27 protein-coding genes are annotated in these 21644 nt (G+C 44.8%); 17 read left to right on the top strand and 10 right to left on the bottom strand.

What is annotated here, in order from left to right; translation table 11 throughout:
- The first annotated feature begins 64 nt into the window (after positions 1–64).
- From K7B07_RS23255 to K7B07_RS23235, 5 genes are all read left to right on the top strand, one after another.
- The gene (locus K7B07_RS23255) at positions 65–682 is read left to right on the top strand and encodes an NAD(P)H-dependent oxidoreductase (RefSeq protein WP_223712939.1); all 618 of its coding nucleotides are present in this window, start codon (positions 65–67) and stop codon (positions 680–682) included.
- Between the two features lie 148 nt (positions 683–830).
- Complete coding sequence (locus K7B07_RS23250; RefSeq protein ID WP_223712938.1) at positions 831–1121, top strand: putative quinol monooxygenase; 291 nt, start codon at positions 831–833, stop codon at positions 1119–1121.
- A gap of 91 nt (positions 1122–1212) precedes the next feature.
- Positions 1213–2196 carry an aldo/keto reductase gene (locus K7B07_RS23245; RefSeq protein WP_223712937.1) on the top strand — a complete coding sequence of 328 codons (984 nt, stop codon included), beginning with the start codon at positions 1213–1215 and terminating at the stop codon, positions 2194–2196.
- A 29-nt stretch (positions 2197–2225) separates the two neighbouring features.
- Complete coding sequence (locus tag K7B07_RS23240; RefSeq protein WP_223712936.1) at positions 2226–2714, top strand: VOC family protein; 489 nt, start codon at positions 2226–2228, stop codon at positions 2712–2714.
- A gap of 181 nt (positions 2715–2895) precedes the next feature.
- On the top strand, positions 2896–3546 hold the full coding sequence (locus K7B07_RS23235) for a hypothetical protein (protein ID WP_223712935.1): 651 nt from the start codon (positions 2896–2898) through the stop codon (positions 3544–3546).
- A gap of 41 nt (positions 3547–3587) precedes the next feature.
- Here K7B07_RS23235 and K7B07_RS23230 read toward each other — a convergent pair whose 3' ends face one another.
- Complete coding sequence (locus K7B07_RS23230) at positions 3588–3842, bottom strand: hypothetical protein (RefSeq protein WP_223712934.1); 255 nt, start codon at positions 3840–3842, stop codon at positions 3588–3590.
- Between the two features lie 244 nt (positions 3843–4086).
- Here K7B07_RS23230 and K7B07_RS23225 point away from each other — a divergent pair, with 244 nt between their 5' ends.
- A complete protein-coding gene (locus K7B07_RS23225; protein WP_223712933.1) occupies positions 4087–4995 on the top strand; it encodes an aminoglycoside 6-adenylyltransferase in 909 nt (302 codons plus the stop codon).
- A 99-nt stretch (positions 4996–5094) separates the two neighbouring features.
- Here K7B07_RS23225 and arr read toward each other — a convergent pair whose 3' ends face one another.
- A complete protein-coding gene (arr, locus tag K7B07_RS27925) occupies positions 5095–5508 on the bottom strand; it encodes an NAD(+)--rifampin ADP-ribosyltransferase (RefSeq protein WP_420847753.1) in 414 nt (137 codons plus the stop codon).
- 334 nt (positions 5509–5842) lie between these two features.
- Positions 5843–6295, bottom strand: coding sequence for a MarR family winged helix-turn-helix transcriptional regulator (locus K7B07_RS23215; RefSeq protein WP_223712931.1), 453 nt, complete (start codon positions 6293–6295; stop codon positions 5843–5845).
- A gap of 145 nt (positions 6296–6440) precedes the next feature.
- Between K7B07_RS23215 and K7B07_RS23210 the strand changes: the two genes are divergently transcribed.
- From K7B07_RS23210 to K7B07_RS23200, 3 genes are all read left to right on the top strand, one after another.
- Positions 6441–6581 (top strand): hypothetical protein, encoded by a 141-nt coding sequence (locus K7B07_RS23210; RefSeq protein ID WP_223712930.1) that lies wholly within the window; start codon positions 6441–6443, stop codon positions 6579–6581.
- Between the two features lie 89 nt (positions 6582–6670).
- Positions 6671–7039 (top strand): iron chaperone, encoded by a 369-nt coding sequence (locus K7B07_RS23205; protein WP_223712929.1) that lies wholly within the window; start codon positions 6671–6673, stop codon positions 7037–7039.
- Positions 7040–7160: 121 nt separating this feature from the next.
- Entirely contained in the window at positions 7161–7808 is a 648-nt protein-coding gene (locus K7B07_RS23200; protein ID WP_223712928.1) for a GNAT family N-acetyltransferase, read from the top strand.
- 53 nt (positions 7809–7861) lie between these two features.
- On the opposite strand, the gene K7B07_RS23195 is transcribed toward K7B07_RS23200, so the two are convergent.
- Both K7B07_RS23195 and K7B07_RS23190 read right to left on the bottom strand, forming a co-directional pair.
- Entirely contained in the window at positions 7862–8251 is a 390-nt protein-coding gene (locus K7B07_RS23195; protein ID WP_223712927.1) for a VOC family protein, read from the bottom strand.
- Between the two features lie 178 nt (positions 8252–8429).
- A complete protein-coding gene (locus K7B07_RS23190) occupies positions 8430–9329 on the bottom strand; it encodes a serine hydrolase (protein WP_223712926.1) in 900 nt (299 codons plus the stop codon).
- A 235-nt stretch (positions 9330–9564) separates the two neighbouring features.
- Here K7B07_RS23190 and K7B07_RS23185 point away from each other — a divergent pair, with 235 nt between their 5' ends.
- Together K7B07_RS23185 and K7B07_RS23180 are read left to right on the top strand one after the other, a co-directional pair.
- Positions 9565–10314, top strand: coding sequence for a hypothetical protein (locus K7B07_RS23185; RefSeq protein ID WP_223712925.1), 750 nt, complete (start codon positions 9565–9567; stop codon positions 10312–10314).
- A gap of 7 nt (positions 10315–10321) precedes the next feature.
- On the top strand, positions 10322–11284 hold the full coding sequence (locus tag K7B07_RS23180; RefSeq protein WP_223713936.1) for an outer membrane beta-barrel family protein: 963 nt from the start codon (positions 10322–10324) through the stop codon (positions 11282–11284).
- Between the two features lie 79 nt (positions 11285–11363).
- On the opposite strand, the gene K7B07_RS23175 is transcribed toward K7B07_RS23180, so the two are convergent.
- Positions 11364–12521 (bottom strand): serine hydrolase domain-containing protein, encoded by a 1158-nt coding sequence (locus K7B07_RS23175; RefSeq protein ID WP_223712924.1) that lies wholly within the window; start codon positions 12519–12521, stop codon positions 11364–11366.
- A gap of 468 nt (positions 12522–12989) precedes the next feature.
- On the opposite strand from K7B07_RS23175, the gene K7B07_RS23170 reads away from it, so the two are divergent.
- The 6 genes from K7B07_RS23170 (at position 12990) to K7B07_RS23145 (ending at position 18330) form a co-directional block, all read left to right on the top strand.
- Positions 12990–13586, top strand: coding sequence for a hypothetical protein (locus tag K7B07_RS23170; protein ID WP_223712923.1), 597 nt, complete (start codon positions 12990–12992; stop codon positions 13584–13586).
- A gap of 20 nt (positions 13587–13606) precedes the next feature.
- Positions 13607–14365, top strand: a complete 759-nt coding sequence (locus K7B07_RS23165; RefSeq protein WP_223712922.1) for a leucine-rich repeat domain-containing protein — start codon at positions 13607–13609, stop codon at positions 14363–14365.
- Between the two features lie 226 nt (positions 14366–14591).
- Positions 14592–14792 (top strand): hypothetical protein, encoded by a 201-nt coding sequence (locus K7B07_RS23160; RefSeq protein ID WP_223712921.1) that lies wholly within the window; start codon positions 14592–14594, stop codon positions 14790–14792.
- A gap of 31 nt (positions 14793–14823) precedes the next feature.
- Entirely contained in the window at positions 14824–16419 is a 1596-nt protein-coding gene (locus K7B07_RS23155) for a BspA family leucine-rich repeat surface protein (RefSeq protein WP_223712920.1), read from the top strand.
- 188 nt (positions 16420–16607) lie between these two features.
- On the top strand, positions 16608–17177 hold the full coding sequence (locus K7B07_RS23150; protein ID WP_223712919.1) for a dihydrofolate reductase family protein: 570 nt from the start codon (positions 16608–16610) through the stop codon (positions 17175–17177).
- A 436-nt stretch (positions 17178–17613) separates the two neighbouring features.
- Positions 17614–18330 carry a hypothetical protein gene (locus K7B07_RS23145; protein WP_223712918.1) on the top strand — a complete coding sequence of 239 codons (717 nt, stop codon included), beginning with the start codon at positions 17614–17616 and terminating at the stop codon, positions 18328–18330.
- A 292-nt stretch (positions 18331–18622) separates the two neighbouring features.
- On the opposite strand, the gene K7B07_RS23140 is transcribed toward K7B07_RS23145, so the two are convergent.
- The 4 genes from K7B07_RS23140 to K7B07_RS23125 all read right to left on the bottom strand — a co-directional run bounded on the left by K7B07_RS23140 (position 18623) and on the right by K7B07_RS23125 (position 21609).
- The gene (locus tag K7B07_RS23140; protein WP_223712917.1) at positions 18623–19360 is read right to left on the bottom strand and encodes an SDR family oxidoreductase; all 738 of its coding nucleotides are present in this window, start codon (positions 19358–19360) and stop codon (positions 18623–18625) included.
- 145 nt (positions 19361–19505) lie between these two features.
- Positions 19506–20081 carry a DUF6273 domain-containing protein gene (locus K7B07_RS23135; protein ID WP_223712916.1) on the bottom strand — a complete coding sequence of 192 codons (576 nt, stop codon included), beginning with the start codon at positions 20079–20081 and terminating at the stop codon, positions 19506–19508.
- Positions 20082–20130: 49 nt separating this feature from the next.
- A complete protein-coding gene (locus K7B07_RS23130; protein WP_223712915.1) occupies positions 20131–20985 on the bottom strand; it encodes a helix-turn-helix domain-containing protein in 855 nt (284 codons plus the stop codon).
- Between the two features lie 78 nt (positions 20986–21063).
- Positions 21064–21609: a GNAT family N-acetyltransferase gene (locus K7B07_RS23125; protein ID WP_223712914.1), complete on the bottom strand. Its 546-nt coding sequence runs from the start codon at positions 21607–21609 to the stop codon at positions 21064–21066.
- Between the last annotated feature and the right edge of the window lie 35 nt (positions 21610–21644).

Raw genomic sequence — 21644 nt, 5'->3', positions numbered from 1 at the left:
AATTATACTATTTTACTGATAATTATTTGTGCAATAATTTTGTCATGTCAATAAAAAACAAGCAATGAAAAAAATACTCATCATTAATGCAGGGCAACATTTCGGGCACTCCGGTGGCCGGTTCAACAATACCGTAGCAGCAGCAACCGCTGCATTTTTTAACAGCCGGCCGGGAGTGGAAGTGCGGGAGACCGTTATTGCCGGCGGATACAACCCCGAGGCAGAAGTAGAAAAATTTGTGTGGGCCGATACCATTATTTATCATACACCGATCTGGTGGTTCCAGCTGCCTTTCGGATTTAAAAAATACCTGGACGAAGTGTTCACTGCGGGGCATCAGAAAGGCATCTATCGCAGTGATGGCCGTTCATCGGCCAATCCTGATATCAATTACGGAACAGGAGGGATGCTGCAGGGAAGGACCTATATGCTCACCAGCAGCTGGAATGCACCGGAGACTGCTTTTACGCTGCCGGGAGAATTTTTTAACGAGCACAGTGTGGATGAAGGACCGCTTTTCGGTTTTCACCGGATGAATGCCTTTACCGGCATGCAGCCATTAAAAAGTTTTCATTTTCATGACGTAGAGAAAAACGCCGACCTGGAGCGGGATATGAAACGTTACAACGCACACCTTGAAACAGTATTCGGATCCGTGGCAGAACCACAGATAGCCGCATGAGATTCCTGCAGATAAAACGAAGAGGAAACCTCGTGCAGATCAGCGTATACAATCAGCTGTAATCAGTGGGAAAAAACAGTCCGCAGATCAGCCACAGAATATCAACGGGAAAAGAACCAGGATACAGCACAAATAACAATATATAAATATGAAAATCTATCTCACCGCCATTATAACAGCGAAACCGGAATACAGGACCGGAATACTGGAAGCGTTACAAGACATGGTAAAGCAAACGCGCAAAGAAGCTGCCTGTGAATGTTACCGGCTGCACCAGGACCTGGAAGACGAAAACCGGTTTGTATTTTATGAGATCTGGAGCAGTGCGGAAGGGCTGGAAGAACACAACCGGCAACCCTATATCAAGGCCTTCGGCGGATTAAGAGACCAGCTACAGGAACAACCCCGGATCTATAAAACAGCTGTTCTTGAGCCCTGAAAACAGGCTATTATTAACAAGAGTATTAACGGAAAGCGATTTCAACCGGATTAAAAAAACAATTCTTAAAACAAAGACAATAACAATCATCATGGAATACAGAAAATTAGGAGATACAGCACTGGAATTATCGGTTATTACACACGGAGCCTTTGCCATTGGCGGTACTATGTGGGGGGGAAATGAAAAGCAGGATTCGATCGGCTCTATTCATGCATCGCTGGACAACGGCGTAACATCCATTGATACGGCTCCTTTTTATGGTTTTGGTGCAAGCGAGGAGCTGGTAGGTGCCGCCATTAAAGGAAAAGACCGGTCTAAAATACAATTGCTTACCAAATTCGGACTGGTATGGGATGGCAGCAACAACGGAAAAGGGGATTTCTTCTTTGATGCAAAAGACAATGACAAAACCCTCCCGGTTTATAAATATGCTTCAAAGGACAATGTGATCAAAGAAACGGAAGAAAGTCTGAAACGGCTAGGCACCGATTATATCGACCTGTTGCAGCTACACTGGCCGGATGCCACAACCCCCATCAGTGAGACCATGGAAGCGCTGGAACTCCTGATACAACAGGGTAAGATACGTGCGGCAGGGGTAAGTAATTACAGTGTGGCCCGGTTGCAGGAAGCGGCTCAAACACTGAAACCGGCCAGCAACCAGGTATCTTACAGTATGCTCAATCGCAGCATCGAAAAAGATCTGGTGCCCTACGCACAGGAAACACATACCGGCATCATTGTGTACAGTCCTATGGAGCGCGGTCTTCTCACCGGAAAATATTTTAAGGAAAATACATTGAAGAGCGATGATCACCGGAACGGTTATTTTACACAATTTGACCTGGAACGGGTAAAAAGTCTGCTGCAGGCCATTGAACCGATCGCCATCAATAAAGGTGCTACCGTTACACAGCTGGTTTTGCGCTGGACCACCTTGCAACCGGGTATCAGCGTAGTGCTCGCCGGTGCACGGAATGCCGTACAGGCTATTTCCAATGCGGCAGCAATGCAGCTGCAGCTTAGCGCCGAAGAACTGCAATTTATTAACCAGCAGCTGACCGGTATTTAATAATATGGCGGCTGTAAAAACAGATCCCGATGGAACGCAAAACAACAGGACTTTCCCGCGCCAATCATGTAGGTATTACGGTAAAAGATCTTGAAAAATCAATCACATTCTATGAAGCGCTGACGGGGCTTAAAGTATCCAACCGGGATGAGATCGGTGGTGCACGGATGGCCCGTGTACAGGGGCTCGATGATACCCTTATTCGCTATGCTAACCTGCATCTGGATAATTTAAATATCGATATACTGGAATATGCGATTCCGGAATCAGAAACCGCTTCCTACCGGAATAACCAGATCAGTGCGATGCATCTTTGTTTTGAAGTAGATGACATCAATACAGCCCTGGAACGGCTAAAAGAAATAGGAGTGGAGCCAGAAGGCGCGCCCATGGTGTTTGAAAAAGAAGACGGGTTAAAGTCGGGTTTTGGTACTGCCGTGGTATACTTCCGGGATCCGGACGGTACCAACCTTGAGCTGATCGCCCCGCAGGGCCCGTTCAAACGGAAGAGACAATAACACTGGCAAAGCAGAAACGTAGTATCAATAGTTGTAACGGGTAAGGTGTGTCTTTTTTGATCATTTATTTGTCAGGACTGATCAGTGGCGGATTGCTTAATCGATAGGGATAAGAATTATGAAGTGCTGCCATAGGAAAACAACAAGAATAACCTATCTTCCTATATATAAATAATCCCGGATGCTTCAGTTATTCAAAAATAGGGACCTGATTAATACCGGACAGCTACTAGAGATCCTGGATCAGAATTTGTCACCAAGATTAAAAGCGAGAGGACTTTTATGGAATGGCTCTTATTTATGGTTTGACGGGTTTCGAAATTCAGTAAGAAGAGTTTTTGGCTATTCGCTTTTAAAAGGAGGGCAGGGGACATTTACCTGGGGTGTTTGTCTGGATTTTATTCCAACGCTTAGCGGAAATAATCTCCGTTTGCATCGGACCGATAAATCGGTAAAGCTACAGTTGTTTGAATGGACAGACGAATATGCCGCTTCATTTAATAAAAACAGTGATGATAAGAGTGAAAGTAATGTAACCCATTGGGGGGCATACAATGCCAAACAATCTGTCAAAAAACTCATGGATAAATATGAAGCGCGTATTTTTAAATGGTTTGACGCGGCCTATACTTTAGAAGATGTGATAAAAATAGCAGAATATCAGGTAGCAGAAGGGAAAATCTATAAGTTTCACAACCCTGATCCGCAATGGATCCTGGCGTTCCTTTACGCTAAGACAAAAGAGCACCAGAAAGCGATTGAAATCATTCATATGCTTGATATAGACGAAACACTAAAACCACAGCTAATTCAGAAAGTGAAAAAACTATAGCAAATTTATTCTCTGCTATTTTCAGCGCTCAGGAAGCAGCATTATTCACCTTCATCCCGCAACTTCAGTTCGGCGTTTACTTTATTCAACGAAATCAGCATAGGAATCATGACAGGTATCAGTGCCGATAAAACAGTCAGGAGCGGAAAGTTGGGTCTTTTGGTCACCAGCAGGTAAATATTGAATGCCAGCAGCAGCATCCATAATAATCCAAAAACAATCATCATAGCTTTAAGTGTAGAGCGTTGTTTGTGCAGTTCTTCTGTTGTAGATATGGAAAGCGGTTTTTGAGGCATTGGTTAAAATTTAAGATGTTTTACTGTCAAAATTAGGCAAAACCATCTTTCATAGCCTACATCTCAGACCTTAATTTTTAATTCTGATGATCTCTTCAGTTCCCGCAAGTATCGGCAGGAATCATCTTTCGTTATTTGTGCTCACAGAAAACACAGATCACGCGGAATCTACAGGTAGTAACCATACATGCTCGTTGCCAATCGCCACCAAAAAAATCATAAATTTGAATAAAGCCGTAATATAATGACAAGCAGGAGCGAAGCGGAAATGAAGGAATTAATAATGGAGGTAGCAACGGATCCCCGGATACTGGCCGTATTACAGGATGGATCACGCTCCAATCCCAATGTGAGGCCGGATATTTTCCAGGATTATGATATCATCTATGTAGTAAGTGAACTCCATTCTTTTTTGCAGGATCACAGCTGGGTGGATGTATTCGGGGAGCAGATGATTATGCAGCTGCCTGAAGATATGGAGTTATATCCCCCCACACCGGAGCTGGAAGGCGCTTTTTCCTATCTGTTACAATTCAGGGATGGCAACCGGATCGATCTCACCATGGCGCCCATTGAACGGCTCGGGCAGTTTACCAGCGACAGTCTTTGTAAAGTACTATGGGATAAGACCGGGATCTTCAGCAATAACCCGCTTCCTCCCAGCAGCGATGCCAGCTATATCGTACAAAGACCCCCGAAACGCTCTTTCACCGATTGCTGCAACGAATTCTGGTATACCAATGCCGGTCTGGCAAAAGGGCTGTGGAGAGGGGAGGTGATCCTGGCCCAGGAACTCATCAACCAGGTGATCCGTGGCGCACTGCTGCAAATGATGGATTGGTATATTGGTTGCCGGTACGATTTCAGTGTAAACACCGGAAAATTTGGAAAGTATTACCAGCGCTACCTTGAACCGGATGTGTATGAAAAGCTGCTGGCCACCTATCCCGTTGCTACCCTGCAGCAGATCTGGCAGGCAGTATATAGGATGCAGGCCCTTTTTAGAGATTCAGCACAATTTGTGGCTAAAGAACTGGGTTATGCTTACCCGGCAGACTGGGATCAAAACGTAACGGCCTATATGCAGCACGTACAGCAGCTGCCAAAGGATGCCGTAAGCGTCTATGGAGGGGAGGGGTTTGCCGCAGATTGACGCGGATGATTTTTTACCGACCAACACTCATTTGATCTGCGTTTCGTCTGTGGGCATCTCCGGCGTTGCATGGTCAGCCAATGCAGGCCCGGGATAGTTTTAATTAATAATAGTCCCTTTGTTATTCGCCAGTTTTTCCCGCCATTGGCGCAGCTGCTCCGGTGTCAGCCGGTCCCAATCGGTGACCTCGCCAAGGATCTTAAGCGGTGCCGTGCTGCGGTAGGAGCGCGTAGGATTTCCCGGGAATTTTTTGTCCGTTACATTGGGATCATTTTCAAAGCTGCCTGTCGGCTCCACGATATACACCCGCTCGCGCCCTTCGCCTTTAGCCAGCGCAGCCGCCAGCCCCGCGCCATTGGCCAGGCCGGTAAAGTAAATATGGTTCATCACCACATCGCTCTGGTAATTGGATATGCCCCCCGCTATAAGCAGATCGCCCGGCTGCAGGTCGGCCCGGGTGCCGTGGTAAAAAGGTCCTTTGTCCGGCAGCTGCTCACCGGCCGATACGGCCAGCTCCCGGTACTTTTTTTCGTTGTCTGCATCGCCCAGGGTGGCATAGCATTGCGTCATATTGGTGTACAACGACGGCAATGCGCTCTTCACCGCATCGCTGTTAACGCTTCGTCCATGCTGCAAAGCGGTATGCAGCCAGGTTAATTTGTCTCGGGTATCCTGCTGATGCCGCGCCAAAAAATGTGCCGCGATAAATTTTTCAAAATCGTTGCCTGCTTCGTTCCAGGCCTGCAGGAACACCGCGGCCGCTGCTCCGGATTGACCTTTTTCTGCCAGTTCCATGCCTTGCATACAGCGTTGTATAACGGGATTGTTGGGGTTAAATTCCATTGGATTATTGTTGATTGAGTTGATCTGTTTTATGCTGCATCATATCCAGCGCCTTTGAAAAAAACGTTTCCAGGGTCTTTAACCCGGCGGCGGAAAAGGAGGCAAAAAGCCGGTCGGTATCATCCTGGAAATCCTGGTACAGTGGCTGCAGCAAGGCCCGTATTTTATCGGTATTGGGGACAATGATGATCCTGCGCCGGTCGGCTTTATCAGGTTGCCGCTTCAGCAGCTTTTTCTTTTCAAACCGGTCAACCAGGCCCGTCACCGCCCCGGTGGTCAGGCCGGTAATACCGGCCAGCTCACCCGCCGTCATGGGCCCCTTCTGCAACAGGAAGCCCAGGTACTTGTGGTCGGTGCCCGACAGCCCGGCCTTGCGCCCCACGGCCTCGTGCATGCGGATGGAAGTATAGGCATACTGCTGGCTGAGCTTTCTTAATTGGAGTACCTTGTCCTTCATTTTTATCTTCTTAACTGATTATCTTAGTTGCAAAGATAAAATAATTTTCCGGAAAACCGATCTAAAAGAGAGAAACAGAATGTTATAACTTTTTTTTGCGTGTTATCAGGTGGCCAAGCGATCTGGGTAGACAATAGCAGGGCAGTTGATCCCGCAAGCAGCCATCCGCTTTGTCTGTACCAGTTCGGTACTGCGCCGCTTTAACGATACCCGTAAGCAGTACAATATCATCAGGCCTTTTAGTTTTGGTAATGCCACTCCTCTTTTACCCAATCTGCAGGAATAAGCTTTCGGCACAGGACGCAAGCAATGTATTGCCTGCCTGCTAAGATTTGCCGCTAAACGATTATATTTATACAGCAAAAATGAAAACCAATGGCGAAGACAGATTTCAAAACGATTGACGAATACCAAAGCACATTCCCGGCGGAGGTACAGCAGCGGATGCAGCAGATCCGGAAGATAATAAAGGACGCGGTGCCTGAAGCGGAAGAAGTGATCAGCTACCAGATACCGGCTTTCAGGACCAGCAAACAGTTTCTCATCTATTATTCAGCTTATGCCAGGCATATTTCCCTATCCAGTCCCTGGAGCCCGGCCTTGCTTAAGGAGTTTGAAACGGATCTGAAAGGATTGCAGGTATCTAAATCGGCCATCCAGCTTCCTGCCGACAAGCCGCTGCCTGCAGCATTTGTGAAGCGTCTTATAAAGTTCAGGGAGAAGGAATGCGATGCTAAGAAATAGGAAAGCAGCTACGTTGATGCAGACCGTTGCTCAGGCGTTTTGCCTTTACCTTCGATTCAAAAAATATCGTTAACTGCATAACGGATCGGGGTTTTATGTTGCTGTAATGAATGTTATGTTTATGATGGATCAGGTTGCCCCGGATATTGTTGAAAAATGGCTCAGCGGTTGGTCGTTATCAAGAGCATTACCCTTACCGGTTCCTTTTCAGTCCGGCTTCCGGGTGGATGTGGGGCACCAACAGCAACGGGCGCGTTATGTATTTCCCAGGCTGGATATTGCTTTTATACGGCTGTCTGAACGCATAAATACACCCTGGATATTTCTGAAAGTGTGCGCCACTCCCGATCAGGTAAAACACGTCGTCTCTCATAAATGGGTGCTTCAGCCGCCCGGTTATATGATGCACTGCCTGCACCGGATGCTTATTCCGGATCTGCGCCTACCCCCGGGTTATACATTGACGACAGCGCGCCAATCATCAGCTGTCTATATCGTGCGCGTTGTTACACAGAGCGGCGAATCCGCATCCATTGGCCGGGTGGTACTGGTAGATGACATGGCGGTTTACGACCGGATCCTAACCGGGGAAAACCACAGGCGAAAAGGGCTTGCTACCATAGTAATGAAAGCGCTTGAAGAGCTGGCCCTGGCAAAAAATGCGTTTAAGAATTTCCTGGTGGCCACGGATGAAGGCCAATTCTTATACCGGTCGCTTGGCTGGGAGCTTTATAGTCCCTATACCTCGGTGGTTATTCCGGGCACATAATTTTCCGTCCGATTCCCTCAAAGACCCGCATAAGAATGTGATCGGATGGTCCTTTACATTTGAAACACATTAAACCGGTGGCCATCGGGATCGGCAAACGCAAATCCATAATAGCTGTCACCAAATGTCTCAGGCTGGGAGAGGAGCTTTCCTCCTGCTTTTGTAACTACTGCTGCCCATTCGTCTACTTCTTCTTTGTTTTCAGCGGAAAGCGTAAACATTATTTCAGCAGCGGCATGTGCATCCGCTATTTCTATTTTCATATTTGATTTTAATACCTCCTTCAAAAAGAAGTGGATGATAAATTCATTTTCCGCTATAATAAAACTGGTCAGCTGGCTGTTGGGCGTGCCATTCTGTTTAAAGCCCAGATCTGTATAGAATTTTGTTGTCCGCTCTAAATTGTCGACGGGCAGGTTGGCCCATATCATTTTTGGGTGCATAGTATTTATTTTTCACAAAGCTATTATTTAAAACCCGGGGGTTGCTATTGTAAAAACGACATTACAGCGGGGCATTTAAGACAGCCCCTTTAAGGGTTGATTATTTTTCCCCGCAGATTGATGCGGATGGTTTCGCCAATCTGTGCATATTAACAGGAAAGAGCGGCAAAACCACTGCTTAATCTATTTTTTCAAAGGCGGTGAATTGATGTTTTGGCTCGTAGTAATTCCAGATAATATTTGCCAGCTTTCGGGTCAATACTTCTGCTTCGTTGGTATCCGTCCAGCTCCGGTCCTTATTGTTCTTTGTGAGGATGCAAAAAGCGATATCGCCGCCCGGAGCGTTTACCAGCACCACTTCGCCGCGGGCATCATCAATTGATCCGGTTTTGCAGATGGTGCTTACGGTTGCCGGGAGCTGCGATAAGGAGCGGCCATTGTAGAACTGGTTTTTTAAATAGCGGTACATTTTATCGGAGTGCCGGGCATCCACCACCTTTCCCTGCCGGATCAACGTAAAAAGCTGTGCCATTTCCCTGGGCGTGGTTTGCCCCCAGCCGTATTTCTTCCAGATATCCTGGCGGCCTGCAGTGCGGGAGTTCACCTTTGTATGAGGCAGCTTCAACTGATCCATGATCGTATTGATCGCCGCGCCGCCACCTGCCAGCTCCTGCAGCCAGATGGACGCCACATTATCGCTGTAAGTTAGCATTAATGAGATCATGGTAGACAGATCCGTACGGGCACTGTCCTTATAAAACTGCATCAACCCTGAACCGCCGTATACGCGTTTGGCATCATACACAAACTCCTGCGATAACTTTAATTCCTTCTGCGCAATTTTCGTAAATATCCCCGCTAATATGGGCACTTTTACAATACTGGCAGTAGGAAAAACAGTATCCGCATTCACGGCTACCGACCGGTTCTTTTTCAAATGATGTACATATATTCCAATATCGCCATTGAAACCACTGACCGCTTTTTCAATCAGCACCTTTAGTTTCTTATCTTCCTTTTGAGCATGACCCAGTGTGTATATAAAAAACGCACTCGCAAGCAGAATGTATTTTAGCATGAATAGACGGGTTTTGACAAACCTACATAAAATTTTACAGAAGAAACATAAGAAAAGCCAGATGATTCATCCGAGCATGATCCAACCGGCCTGTAGCCGGGGTGGTTTTTGCAACGGATTGATGTTATCTGCCGATAAACAATTGCAACTTATAACCCGGACCGTCAGTTGTATGATAATTAAATAATATTGGATATCTTTAATTTCTGTTCCCGGTTTTAATTAGAACTATGCTATGAATGCGTCACAAGGGTTGTTTTATTTTATAAGCGGATTAAGTACGTTAAACGGATTTTTATTCGGTAGCTATTTGCTGTTTTTAAATAAATCCAGGGTAACGCATCATTTACTGCTGGGTATACTGCTGTTACTGCTATCCGTAAAGCTGGGTGATGCGGTATTCAGCTATTTTCACCCGGAGCTGGCCCTGAGTTATATCCAGATGGGGTTGAGTGCCTGTTTACTTATTGGCCCCACGCTGTTCTTTTATACCCGGTCCTGTATTTTTCCACAACATATCTTTTTTAAAAACTGGAAAGTTTCCTACCTGCCTTTTATCATACTGATTGCAGCGGGGCTTATATTCCCAATGCAACAGTATGCTGAAATATGGAGACAATATGTTGTAAAATTTGTATATGCCGTTTGGTTTTCCAGTCTGACGGTTACCTGTATTTTTTACTGGAAGCATAAAAGCAAATTCGGGAAAGCATCCTATTTCGGTTATATACTCATCGGAAATATCATTTATTATACCGGGTTTTCCGGAATTATGAAAGGACCTGTTTGTATTATAGGAGCCATTGCTCTTGCCGTATTGACTTATTTAAAAATCTATGAGGTCTTCCGTAATAACCAGGCGCATCGCCTTTTGGCAAAAAAGTCCGAAAAATATCAGCATAAAAAGATCCCGGAAGAACAGGCCGGCCAACTGATCCGGAAACTGGAAAAAATTGTCCTGGAAGAAAAACTGTATATGATGTAATCTTTTTATTTATTACGAAGATATAAGCGCCGCTTATCTGGCTGCAACCGGGAAAATCGGAAGGATCCAGGTAAATGCCGGCCTCAGGGGAGAGCATACGGGATCGCTTGCCAACTCGGTTACCACCGCTTCGCGGGTACGGAAATCTTATATAAAATGGTTGCCTTCCGCCACCGTCAGTTATCCCATCGACAAACGGCAGGATCTTTCTTTTTCTTATACCCGGCGCATCACCCGGCCTCCGTTCAGCCAGCTAAATCCCTTCCGGTTCTACTTAAGCGCTTTGAACTACTGGATCGGCAACCCCTATCTTGATCCTTCCACTACCAGCCAGTTTAAAATCAACTATCGTTTCAGATCGTACCTGTTTGAGCTCAATGCAGGTAAGGAATCGGATGTAATCACCAGATACCCGATGTACGATACAGTCACCAACGAAATGGCTTTTTTGGGCACCAACCTGCCTTATCGCAAATTTGCCCATGTGTCAATCGTTGCACCTTTTACGATCAGCAAATTATGGCAGGTCAACCTGCAGGCCATGGGGTATTATAATAAAGAACAACGCCCTTACCTGGGTAAGGTATACAGTCCCGGTATTTATAATTATGTTTTAAAACTGAACCAGACGTTTACGTTTAAGAACAATTTTTCCGCCACTGTTTTTGCCAATTACGAATCCCGCTCCGGCAACAGCCTGTATATTATTAAACCCATGTATAATGTGGATCTTGCACTGCAAAAAGGGTGGTTTGCAAACAAGCTCAATACCAAGCTCGCGTTTACCGATATCTTTGATACCTACTACCAGCAGCTCATTTTCAGGTATAAGGAAATCATCAACAATCAATTTTCTCACTGGTGGGGTGCTCAGCGGTTGCAGATCACGATCAGCTACTCCTTAGGCAAAACCAATCAAAATAACAAAAAGACCACTGTTTCTGAAGAAGAGAACAGGGCCACGCGATAAAAACCAGGATCAACACAAATGGGTACGGTGTCTTATGGAAGAACCGGCCTAACCGGAGAAAAATAGCTGCCGCAGATCGCTATGGGAGCCGCCCACGAGCTGTTGCTTGCATTTTGCCTCCATACTGTCCCATTATATTCCATATTTTTTGAAAATCGGATAACAGGTTTTTATTAATCCCATTTAGTCCTTCCAGTTCTGTATTGGCAATAAAGAGCATGCCGAATCCTTTTTCCGCGTTAAAGAAAAGGAATGATGTAACACCGCCATCGCTGCCGCTGTGACCAATAATTCCATTCTTTTTTATTGTATAAAATACGCCGATATTGGGCTCATTAGGATCGATATCTTTTGGTGTATAAGTTGCGGAAAAAGCGGGTTGCATCATCGTGGAAAATGACGCAGGTGTCAGGAGTGTTCCTTTGCCTTCATACCCCGCAATATTTTCCTTAAGAAAGATACTTAAATCGTGACAGGAGGAAATAAGTCCTCCGTCAGGATAACAAACGGAACCGTAGGATGGATAAGCCGCTTTTAATCCGGTATATAAAGTAGCGATGTTGCTTGGGTCTACTGCTGTTCTAAACCATCCTGAATGATTCATTTGCAGCGGATTTAAAATATATTTTTCCGTATAGGCTGCAAAAGAAAGTCCCGACTTTACCTCTACCAGGTAAGCCGCAAGGTCGGAAGCAATATTGGAATAGTCGTATCGTTTACCGGGTGCAGCCTTATTGAAATTCTTTTTATTATAAAAATGGCCATCTGCCGCCAGGTAATTCTTTAGAAACAAGGCCAGGCTGGTATCTGTTCCTGTTGCACCATAACCTTTAGATATAATTAATTTATAGAGCGCGTTATCCTTCTCTGCAGGAGGTGTATAAATGTATGTTTTTTTATAGATGTCCTGATTATCTGTTATCCCAGACGTATGCGTGACCAAATGTTTTATGCGAACCGGCATTTCCTGCATATATGGAGCAGCCACTTTAAACGGTAAAATATCATCGATGCTGGTCTCCAGCGTAAACAACCCCTGTTCTACAGCCTTCATCACTGCCATGCCTATGAATAATTTACTTATGGAAGCGATCGGCTGCAACGTGTTGGTGCTATACGGTATTTTCTTCTCAATATCTGCAAACCCGAAAGCATGTTCATACAGAATGCTGTCCTTATTTATAATAGCTACACTAAAGCCGGGAAATCCTGATCGGTGATATTCCTCATTTAACAAACGGGTAAGCTAATCACGAGTTGTTTGGGCATGGGTGCTAAAAGAAAATATACCAATGAATACGAGCAGAAGGATCAGTTTGGAAACAGACTTTTCTACGGGATGGTCAGAGATGCAGTTCATAAAGGCTTTGTTTTGATATAAAGAAACGGAGCGTATTTATTATTTTGAATAGAGTTTCCGGCGATAACAGATCTGCTTTAGATATTCTGATTTTCAAAGGGATAAAATTACTGATTATTTCAACTTTTACTAAAAATATTTAGCCAAAACCTTCCCTCCATGACAGAATATAGTATATGTTGAGGCAAAACCCGGGGGAGAAGCGGATTTGCCGTGCCCGGCCATCTAAGAAATATCATTATTTGATAAAAAGAGTATACAACCACCAACCGGTAAAATACCTGCTTTTCGGTATATTTTTCGGATATAGAATCAGGTAAATTTGATTGTTAAAAGATATAGCTTATGAAGCAGACATGTATATTTCTGTCGCTTTTTATTTTTTATTGTGTCCCCGTATCAGCACAGGATGATCCGAAACCTGTTCTCCCCAGCAGCACTTTTAATGAGACCGAAGCCAGGAGTATGCTGGAACCGGGTACCAGTACAATAAACGGTGTAGTCAAAAAACTCAAAAAAAGACCCGATAACACCTACCTGGGAATTGAGGTGACACTTTTTCCCTGTACACCTTATTTTAATGAATGGTATGAGTTACAGAAGAAGAACAGAAAAGGCAAAACATTCGCAGTAATGTCGCCGGAAGCCTATTCTTATCGCATTCTTGCCAAAGCCGGGGATAAAGACGGGGCATTTTCATTTAGAAATTTGAAACCGGGAAGGTATTATTTGCAGACGATGGTAAGACAGCAGCGCATGAAAAAAATGCTGAACCAGGTAGGGGAGTCTGATACATATACGTTTAATGTTATGGGCCAAACGATTTCACATTACCGGGAACCGATTTACGAAGAGTTTAAATTATTTTATGAAACCAATGATCTGGAAAAAGCCTTTGTGGAAATTACAAAAGACGGCGAGATCGTAACTGTTAAATTATGATACCGAACAAATCTATCCTTATGGTTCTGAAAATATGCATGACAGCCTGGCTGTTGATAGTACTGAACGCTGCTTTAACGGGCCAGGTAGTAAAAATTCCTGATCCCAATTTCAAAAATGCGCTCATTCAAAATAAGGTGGATATCAACGGAGATGGTGAAATCCAGGTATCCGAGGCTAAAAAGGTTACTAAACTATATCTGGAAGCCCTACCGTTTACTTCCCTGGAAGGCATCAAAAGCTTTACCAATCTGGTGGAATTCGGAACTTTTCAGAATAAAATAAAACAGGTGGATCTCGAGGGGATGACAAGTCTTACCTCGTTGTATCTGCTGGACGGGGATATCGAATCCGTCAATCTTAAAGGTTGTGTAAACCTGGAATTGCTTGGTTTTACCAAGAACCATCTGACAACTATCGATCTTTCGGCGCTTAAAAAACTAAAGGACCTGGATCTGAGTTATAACCGTTTTACGAAGCTTGAAATAAATGATCACCCCGGGCTGAAAAAGGTATTGATTGATGATAATAACATGAGTGAGTTTCGGATATCCAGGTGCCCCAGGCTTCAGTGGCTGGATATTAGTACAAACAACATTGCAACAGCCCTGGATCTCACGGTTTTTCCGGACCTGGTATTTTTCGATGCCAGTAAAAACCATCTTCCTTCAGTAGAAATAAGGGGATTGGATAAATTAAAGGCATTTTACTGCCTGTATTGCAACCTGACCAATCTTAATCTGGCCGGCGCCAAATCACTTGAAGACCTGATGTGGTAATGCTGATTACCCGACATACTCTCACGCCGCTCCGATAGCCGTGTTTCCCGCAGATCGCTCATTACAAACAACTAATTGCTGCCTTAATGGGTGATATTTTCTGTTAACAGGTCAGAAGACCGCTGTGGGCACTATCGTATATTTCAATACAAATAGTTGCTATATTTACCGGTTAAGAAATATAAAACAGTGATGTGAGCTCGCTGCATCAAAACGGAAGTCATCGATGAGAAAAATCTTTAGTGTCGTTTTTATTGCACTAATTACTATTGCCCTTGTTTATCCCCGGATTCACTATACCGGAATGGGAGGTCTTTCCTTCGCTTTTGCGCTGAACTTCCTGTTAATGGCCTGTGTACTTGTTTTTACTGAAAAGCCTGCTAAATGCTCCTTTCAAAATTTTATAGAAAACAACCCCTATTTTTGATTGTCTTATCCTCTATTTTAAAACTTTGTTCATGAAGTCAACAAAACAAACACTAGCGCATGTACTCTTTTTCGTTCTATTCTTAACCGCCGTATTACCGGCAAGTGCCCAGGCTCCGGCAGACTGGTTTATAACGGAATGGGACTTAAGCAAGCTCCCGGCCGGTACCGCGTCTATCCAGTTCCCGGGACAGGGTGCCGGATATTCTATTGAGTGGGAACAGAAGAACAATCCTGCCGTTCAGGGGGCCCTGACCGGCAATGGGTTTACAACCATTAATTTTCCTGCCGCCGGCACCATCTACCGGGTAAAGGCACATAAGGGCACCGGCAACTTTTCAAGATTCTATTGTGGCAATACAGATGTAGAATCGTCTGTGAAGGCCCTGGTAGCGGTAACCCAATGGGGCAATACCCACTGGACCACATTTGACAGGGCATTTAGCACCTGTGTTAATTTAGAAACCATTCCCACAGCCGATAGCCCGGATCTTACGGGGGTAGCAGACCTGCAATTTATGTTCTTCAACGCCGTTAAATTTAACCAACCGCTCAATTTTAATACCGCCACCATTACCAATATGCAGGGAATGTTTGCCAATGCTGCCAACTTTAATCAACCGCTGAACTTTAATACAGCGAATGTCACAAATATGGCACAAATGTTTTCCTACGCTGCTAAATTCAATCAGCCGCTCAATTTCAATACCGCTGCAGTTACCAATATGAACTACATGTTTCTCGGCGCCACCAGTTTTAACCAGCCGCTGAATTTCAATACTGCTAAGGTCACTAATATGGCCAACATGCTTTCCAATGCCAGCAGCTTTAACCAGCCGCTGAATTTTAATACGGCTGCAGTTACTGATATGTCCGCGATGTTCTGGCGTGCCACCAGTTTTAACCAAAACCTGGGGCATTGGGCACTGCCATCGCTGCAACTGGCAACCTTTATGTTTGAGAACTCAGGCATGAGCTGTGTGAACTACACCAATACCCTCAACGGATGGGCTGCGAATACCAGCACCAGCACGGGCGTAAATTTTGAAAGGCAGGCAGACATGCTTTATTCCGATGCGGCGGCCGCTAATGGCCGTCAAAAACTCATGAACGCCACCGCATCCGGCGGACTGGGATGGACGATCGCGGGGGATGCTACCGATAATGGAGTGTGCTATGCCCAGGTCTTGCCGGTGGTGTTTGGCAGCATCAGCGCCCGGTATACCAATAGCACACTGGAAGTAAACTGGCAAACGCTTTCGGAGAAAAACGTAGATTTCTTTATAGTGCAGGGCTCATTAGATGGTAATACCTGGAAGCCGATCAGCACGATTCCATCAAAAGCCATCTCCGGCAATGCCAGCCAACCATTAAATTATAGCTATACCGGTAACGGCATTGCTTTATCTGCAATAGGCTTATTAAGCCTGCTGTTATTACCGGCGGGGCGACGAAGAACGGCCTTATTGTTAACGATCCTTGCAACTGTTGCATTTGGTCTTTCCTGCGGCAAACAAAATGCAGCGTTAAGAGAAGAACAAGGCAGCATCGCTTTTATCCGGGTAGCCCAGCAGGATCTTGATGGTACCGTAACCTACTCCAAAATCGTAAAAGTGGGGAAGGAATAGGGGCGGATGCCTGGGCATTTACCTTTTTATACGCAGTCTTTACCACCTGTTTTATGCGCGGGCGTGATCATGGCCCCATTGTCGCGGCTTCCCGTGCCGGGCTAAAAACACCCTTATGTTGTCATGATCGCACCTTACCGGAGGTCCTCATCCTTTTTAACTTTGAACAATAATTAAAAAGAAATAAAATGAGAAAGATCCGGATTTTTGAACACATCTCGCTGGATGGCGTAATCGAGCATGACGGAGACTACACTTATGGTGCGTGGACAACACCTTACCGAAGCCCGGCGGGGGCAGCGGCCCTCCTGGAGGCCTATGGTCCGGATTTCGACCTGCTGCTTGCCCGCCACACCTACGATATATTTAGCGGCTTTTGGCCCAATGCCGGGGATTTTCCAATGGCCAATGCTATAAATGCCGCAACAAAATACATTGTCACCCACCGGCCCGAGAGCCTGGAATGGGGACCGGTAAAAGGACTGAGAGGAGAAGTAGTAGCTGCGATCCGTGATCTCAAATCAACGGACGGCCCCGATCTGATTGTTGTGGGAAGTTCAACGTTAACCTCTGTATTGCTCGACCAGGGACTGGCAGATGAAGTGGTACTCATCACTTACCCGGTTCTGCTGGGCAGTGGTAAACGTTTATTGGCAAACGGCATTGATGCCCGCGAACTTGCTTTTATAGATTCAAAGACAACGCCCACCGGTTTGCTCATAAACAGGTATCAACACCTTGGATCATTGAAAAAATGATCATTCTCCGGAATGAAATCCTGCATAAGATATTTCAACACTTCCGGAGCTAGTTATTTCCAGCAAACATAAAACCGGCTAACATAAAAAGGCAGTCAACCCGATAGAGGCGGAGCACGTAACATTTTTTAGTTTTCTTAAAAATGCTTCACGATGGACCGGGCAGGGTCCTGCCGGTTAAAGCCAGGCCATTCTCTTTATCGGTCACCGGCATATTGAAATAGGGTGGTGGCGACCGTTTTTCTTCATAAATCGGATAGTACCGGGGCGCGGCAGGAAAACGAACGCCTTAAAAATAATTTTTGGAGGATAAGTTATTTTCTTGAACTTTGTAGTTCAAAGTGCTTTTAGATTAGAATAGCAGAGTACATAGGGAAACGCAACAGGCAAAGTAAAGCACAAAATTATTCGTAACCGGCAACGCAACTTTTATTATATGAGCAAAGCAGGCAGGCTTACCCATCTGTATGATGAAGCAAAAGGGAACAAATGGTTTTATTACTTTGCTGTTTTCTGCCGCATCGTACTGGCGCTGGCATTCTTTATATCAGGCATTGTAAAAATCAGGGGAGAACGGTTTGCCGCCGGCTTATCCGTTAACAACCCAATGGGGCATTATCTGGAAGCCTTGTACCACACCGAATACTACTATACATTTATCGGGATATCGCAGTTAGTAATCGGCGTTTTATTGCTCATTCCAAGAACAGCATTCCTGGGGGCATTGTCGTATTTTCCCATTATCCTGAACATTTGTATCCTTACTTATGCCGTCCGGTTCGAGGGTACCCGCATAACGACCATATTCCTGCTTGGCAATATTTATTTGTTATGGTGGGACTATGACCGGTTAAAATACCTGTTACAATTCAAACAAGGTAAAGAGAATGATCGTCCTGCAAGGAAAAAACCGCTGAGCAATAAATTTCCCTTCCTGTTTTTCGGATCTGTTGTCGGCATGATAGCAGCGGTAATCATCACAAACCTGTATATATATGATATCCGGCCGGGAAATTCCCCGGAGGAATGCACCAACGGATGTCCCGGCAATAGAAACCCAAAGGCCTGCGAAGCATTTTGCGATTGTATTTATAACCAGGGAAAACCGCTTGGTGAGTGCCTGAACGCGTATAATAAAATAGCGAATCAATAAGAGGCGCAACCGTGATTGATTATTTACCCGAAGGGCAGGGGTTGTCCAAAATCCATTGAAGCAAAACACTCTTCCTGATGCCTTTACCTCCCGCAAGGATGGCAGCTTATCGTTTACCGATTGCAGTTTTCAGGGTTTGGGCGTGTCCCCGGTAATGGGCGGTAGACTGTGCAAAATAAAAAGGATAACCAACAAACGCCCCATACCGGGGCCGGGCTATCCGCTATATCTTTTGCTCCGCTGCGCTCCACCGTTTGGGTTTTCAATCGGTGCCAGACGGTTCGTTGTTTAATTACCACGGTATTGCTCCTGTTACCGGATTATTTTCTTCACTGAAGAATTTTCCGGTTGGTCCGTCTTTGTCAATCAAAGCATATTTTACAATGCGCTTTCCGGCGTCTTCTAAAGTTCCAGTGCCCCTGTGCCCGTTGAAATCCGTTTTTGTAAATCCCGGGCAAACGGCATTTACTTTGAAATTACTATCCCTCAGCTCGTATGCCAGTACAACGGTGTACATATTCATGGCCGATTTGGAAGAAAGATAAACCGCTCCTTTGTAGTCGTAATACTTATAGGAAGGGTCGCTGTGCAAAGTAATAGAGCCCTGGCTTGAGCTAACATTGACAATACGGGGCTCAGCAGCATTTTTCAATAAATCAATAAATGCCTGTGTCACCCTTACAACCCCGTAAACATTTGCATCGTATGCAGCTTTGAACTGGTCTATGGTGGCATCAAGCGCCGCTTGTGGATAGCCGCCAAAAATGCCGGCGTTATTGATCAGTATGTCCAGTGTTCTTGTTTGCCTGCCTATTGCTGCACGGGCATTTTTTACAGATGCATCATCCGTAATGTCGAGCCGGATAGCCGCTACATTGCTTAATCCCTCTGCTTTCAATTTATTCACCGCTGCTCTGCCGTTTTCCAGACTGCGACTGCCGAGGTAAACATAAATTCCTTGTTGCGCAAGCTGCCGTGCAACTTCAAAGCCGATGCTTTTGTTAGAGCCTGTTACTAATGCTGATTTCATTATCTGTTAAATTAATGAAGCAAAAGTAGCCGGCTGAAAGGCAGGGGAGATGGACAAATCAATTTATTATCCTGACGAATCCTGTAAAGCTAAATAGTTGTATAAAAAAGCCCCGGTTTTCGGGGGCAGTGATCTCTTTATTCCCTCATGATAATTTTAACCATAATGCCGGGCGAAGCCCGCCGCCGTCTTTTGGCCGTCCGTATACACCATTACCACGAACGTACACGTTCCCTTTTGCATTAATGCTTGCCGATGTTTTTCCATAGTAACCTGGTGAGCGAAGCCGCCACCAATGGAATTCATTTTCGTATTTCGCCCGTCTATTCTGGTCATTTTCGTCAGCTATTAACCATTTCTGTTTACTTTTAATATTCAGGTTTTCTTTACTGTCGCCAAAGTATTCGCAGGCTTCTTCCAGGCTAAGTAAAAATATATTGTCGGTAGTATTTTTGCCTCCTTTTGTCTTAAACCAGGCATTGTCCGGATTATGATTTTCTACGGCAATGATCCTTGCTTTTTCATCTTGGCTGAATGTGTTGTAAAATTCTGTATTAAGATATTTTCTTAACGCACAATCGGCCCAGGTCGTATCCGTAAAATCACTATGATACCAACGCAATGCTATAATGTCTTCGGTAATAATCAATATCCTGTCCTTCTTGATGTCAAGCACCAGCCAGCTGTATGTCCCAAAAGTGATCAGGTCGTTTTTCATCATTTTGTTCCTGTACTTATAAACTACATTTTGATTTTTGCTGCTAAGCGGATTACTTTTTAATAAACTCGCTGATGCTTTGTCCTGTACATTTTTTGAAGAATCTTGAAAAGTAATCAGGGTCGTTAAAGCCCAGCTCGTACGCCAGCTCTTTTACAGAAAGGGGGGCATACTGTAATTTCCGCCGCGCTTCAATCATTAACCGGTTGGTGAAAAAATCTTTTGGCGAAACGCCCGAATATTCCTTTACGATGCGGTATAAGCTGTTGGTGGTTAAAGCCAGCTTTTCTGCTATGGCATTTACAGAAGGCTGCTCGGTAAGATGGGTTTCCACCATTAATTTGAACGCAATAAATTTTGACAGGTTGGTGTTCAGCATATTTGCCGGTTCCGTATTCTGGAAATAAGCGCTGTTCAGTTCTGTTAACAGGGCGTTCAGGTAAGCCAATACTATTTCTGTATCGGCCGGCTGTTCGCCTGCATGAAGCAGCTGGTGTAAAATTTCAAAAACTTTGCTCACCCGTTCTCTTGCCGCATTGTCAAAAATGATCGTTTGTGTGTTTAAAGGATTCACCAGAAAAGGAAATTGCTGCGGCAGCAAGGCTAATGTGCTCTCATCAAACAGTACTTTGAAATATTTAAGGTCGGCGGTTTTAGCCGGGGGTACAAATACCTGGTTAGGCATTGCAAAAAGCAATTGTCCGTCCGTAAGCGTCATGTCCTGCAGATCTACATTATAGGTAACAGCGCCGCTGTCAACCAGCATTAAAAAATAAGAAGTCAGCCTGCGGGGCTGTAGCAGCTTTTGCCGGATATCAGCAGGAAGATAAGGATTACTGTCGGAGACAATTTTTATCTTCAGCTTGTCTTCCTTTACAGTACCGGGTTTTTCGTTTCTATCTTGCATAATTTGTCTGTTCAGGGTTAATGGTGCATCGCTTTACCATGACCGCTAACGGCCAGGTTTTTTTGCCCGGCGATTTTTTTATTTCGGCTTGTCAATTGAATTGGTCAGCTCGTAACCTATTAATTCAGGTGTTGCCTCATCAGGCTTGTTTGATCGCTGAAACAAAAATTTATCCAGCAGTCTTACAGAGCGCAGATTATCCTTATGCAAGAATGCTTCAATTTTTTGAACCTTAAGTGTATGGAATGCATAGCCGATAACCTTTGCTGCAGCCTCCCTCATTATTCCCTGCCCCTGAAAGTTTGTCTGGAGTTCATAGCCGATCTCACAGCTGTCATGTTCATCTGAAAAGCCAAAAAGACAAATTGTCCCAACCAATATGTTTGTATCACGCAAAGTTATTGCCCAGTATAAAGCCTCATTATTATTAATATGCTCATTAACCTTATTGATGAAATTCCTTGCATCATCAACAGTATGGCTTGCCTGCCTGTCCAGGTATTTATTTATTTCACTATCAGAACGCAAAGCAAAAATTTCCTGCTCGTCATTAATTACCAGTTGCCGGAGGCTAAGCCTTTCCGTTCTTAAAATTGGAAAAGGTGTAAAAGTTCTGTTTACCATGCTTTCGTATGTGGCTTATTAAAATTTAAGGCCAT

Source organism: Niabella beijingensis, from assembly GCF_020034665.1.
GTDB classification, from domain to species: domain Bacteria; phylum Bacteroidota; class Bacteroidia; order Chitinophagales; family Chitinophagaceae; genus Niabella; species Niabella beijingensis.
The sequence above is the reverse complement of the archived record's forward strand: the minus strand, read 5'-3'. Positions and strand labels throughout refer to the sequence as shown.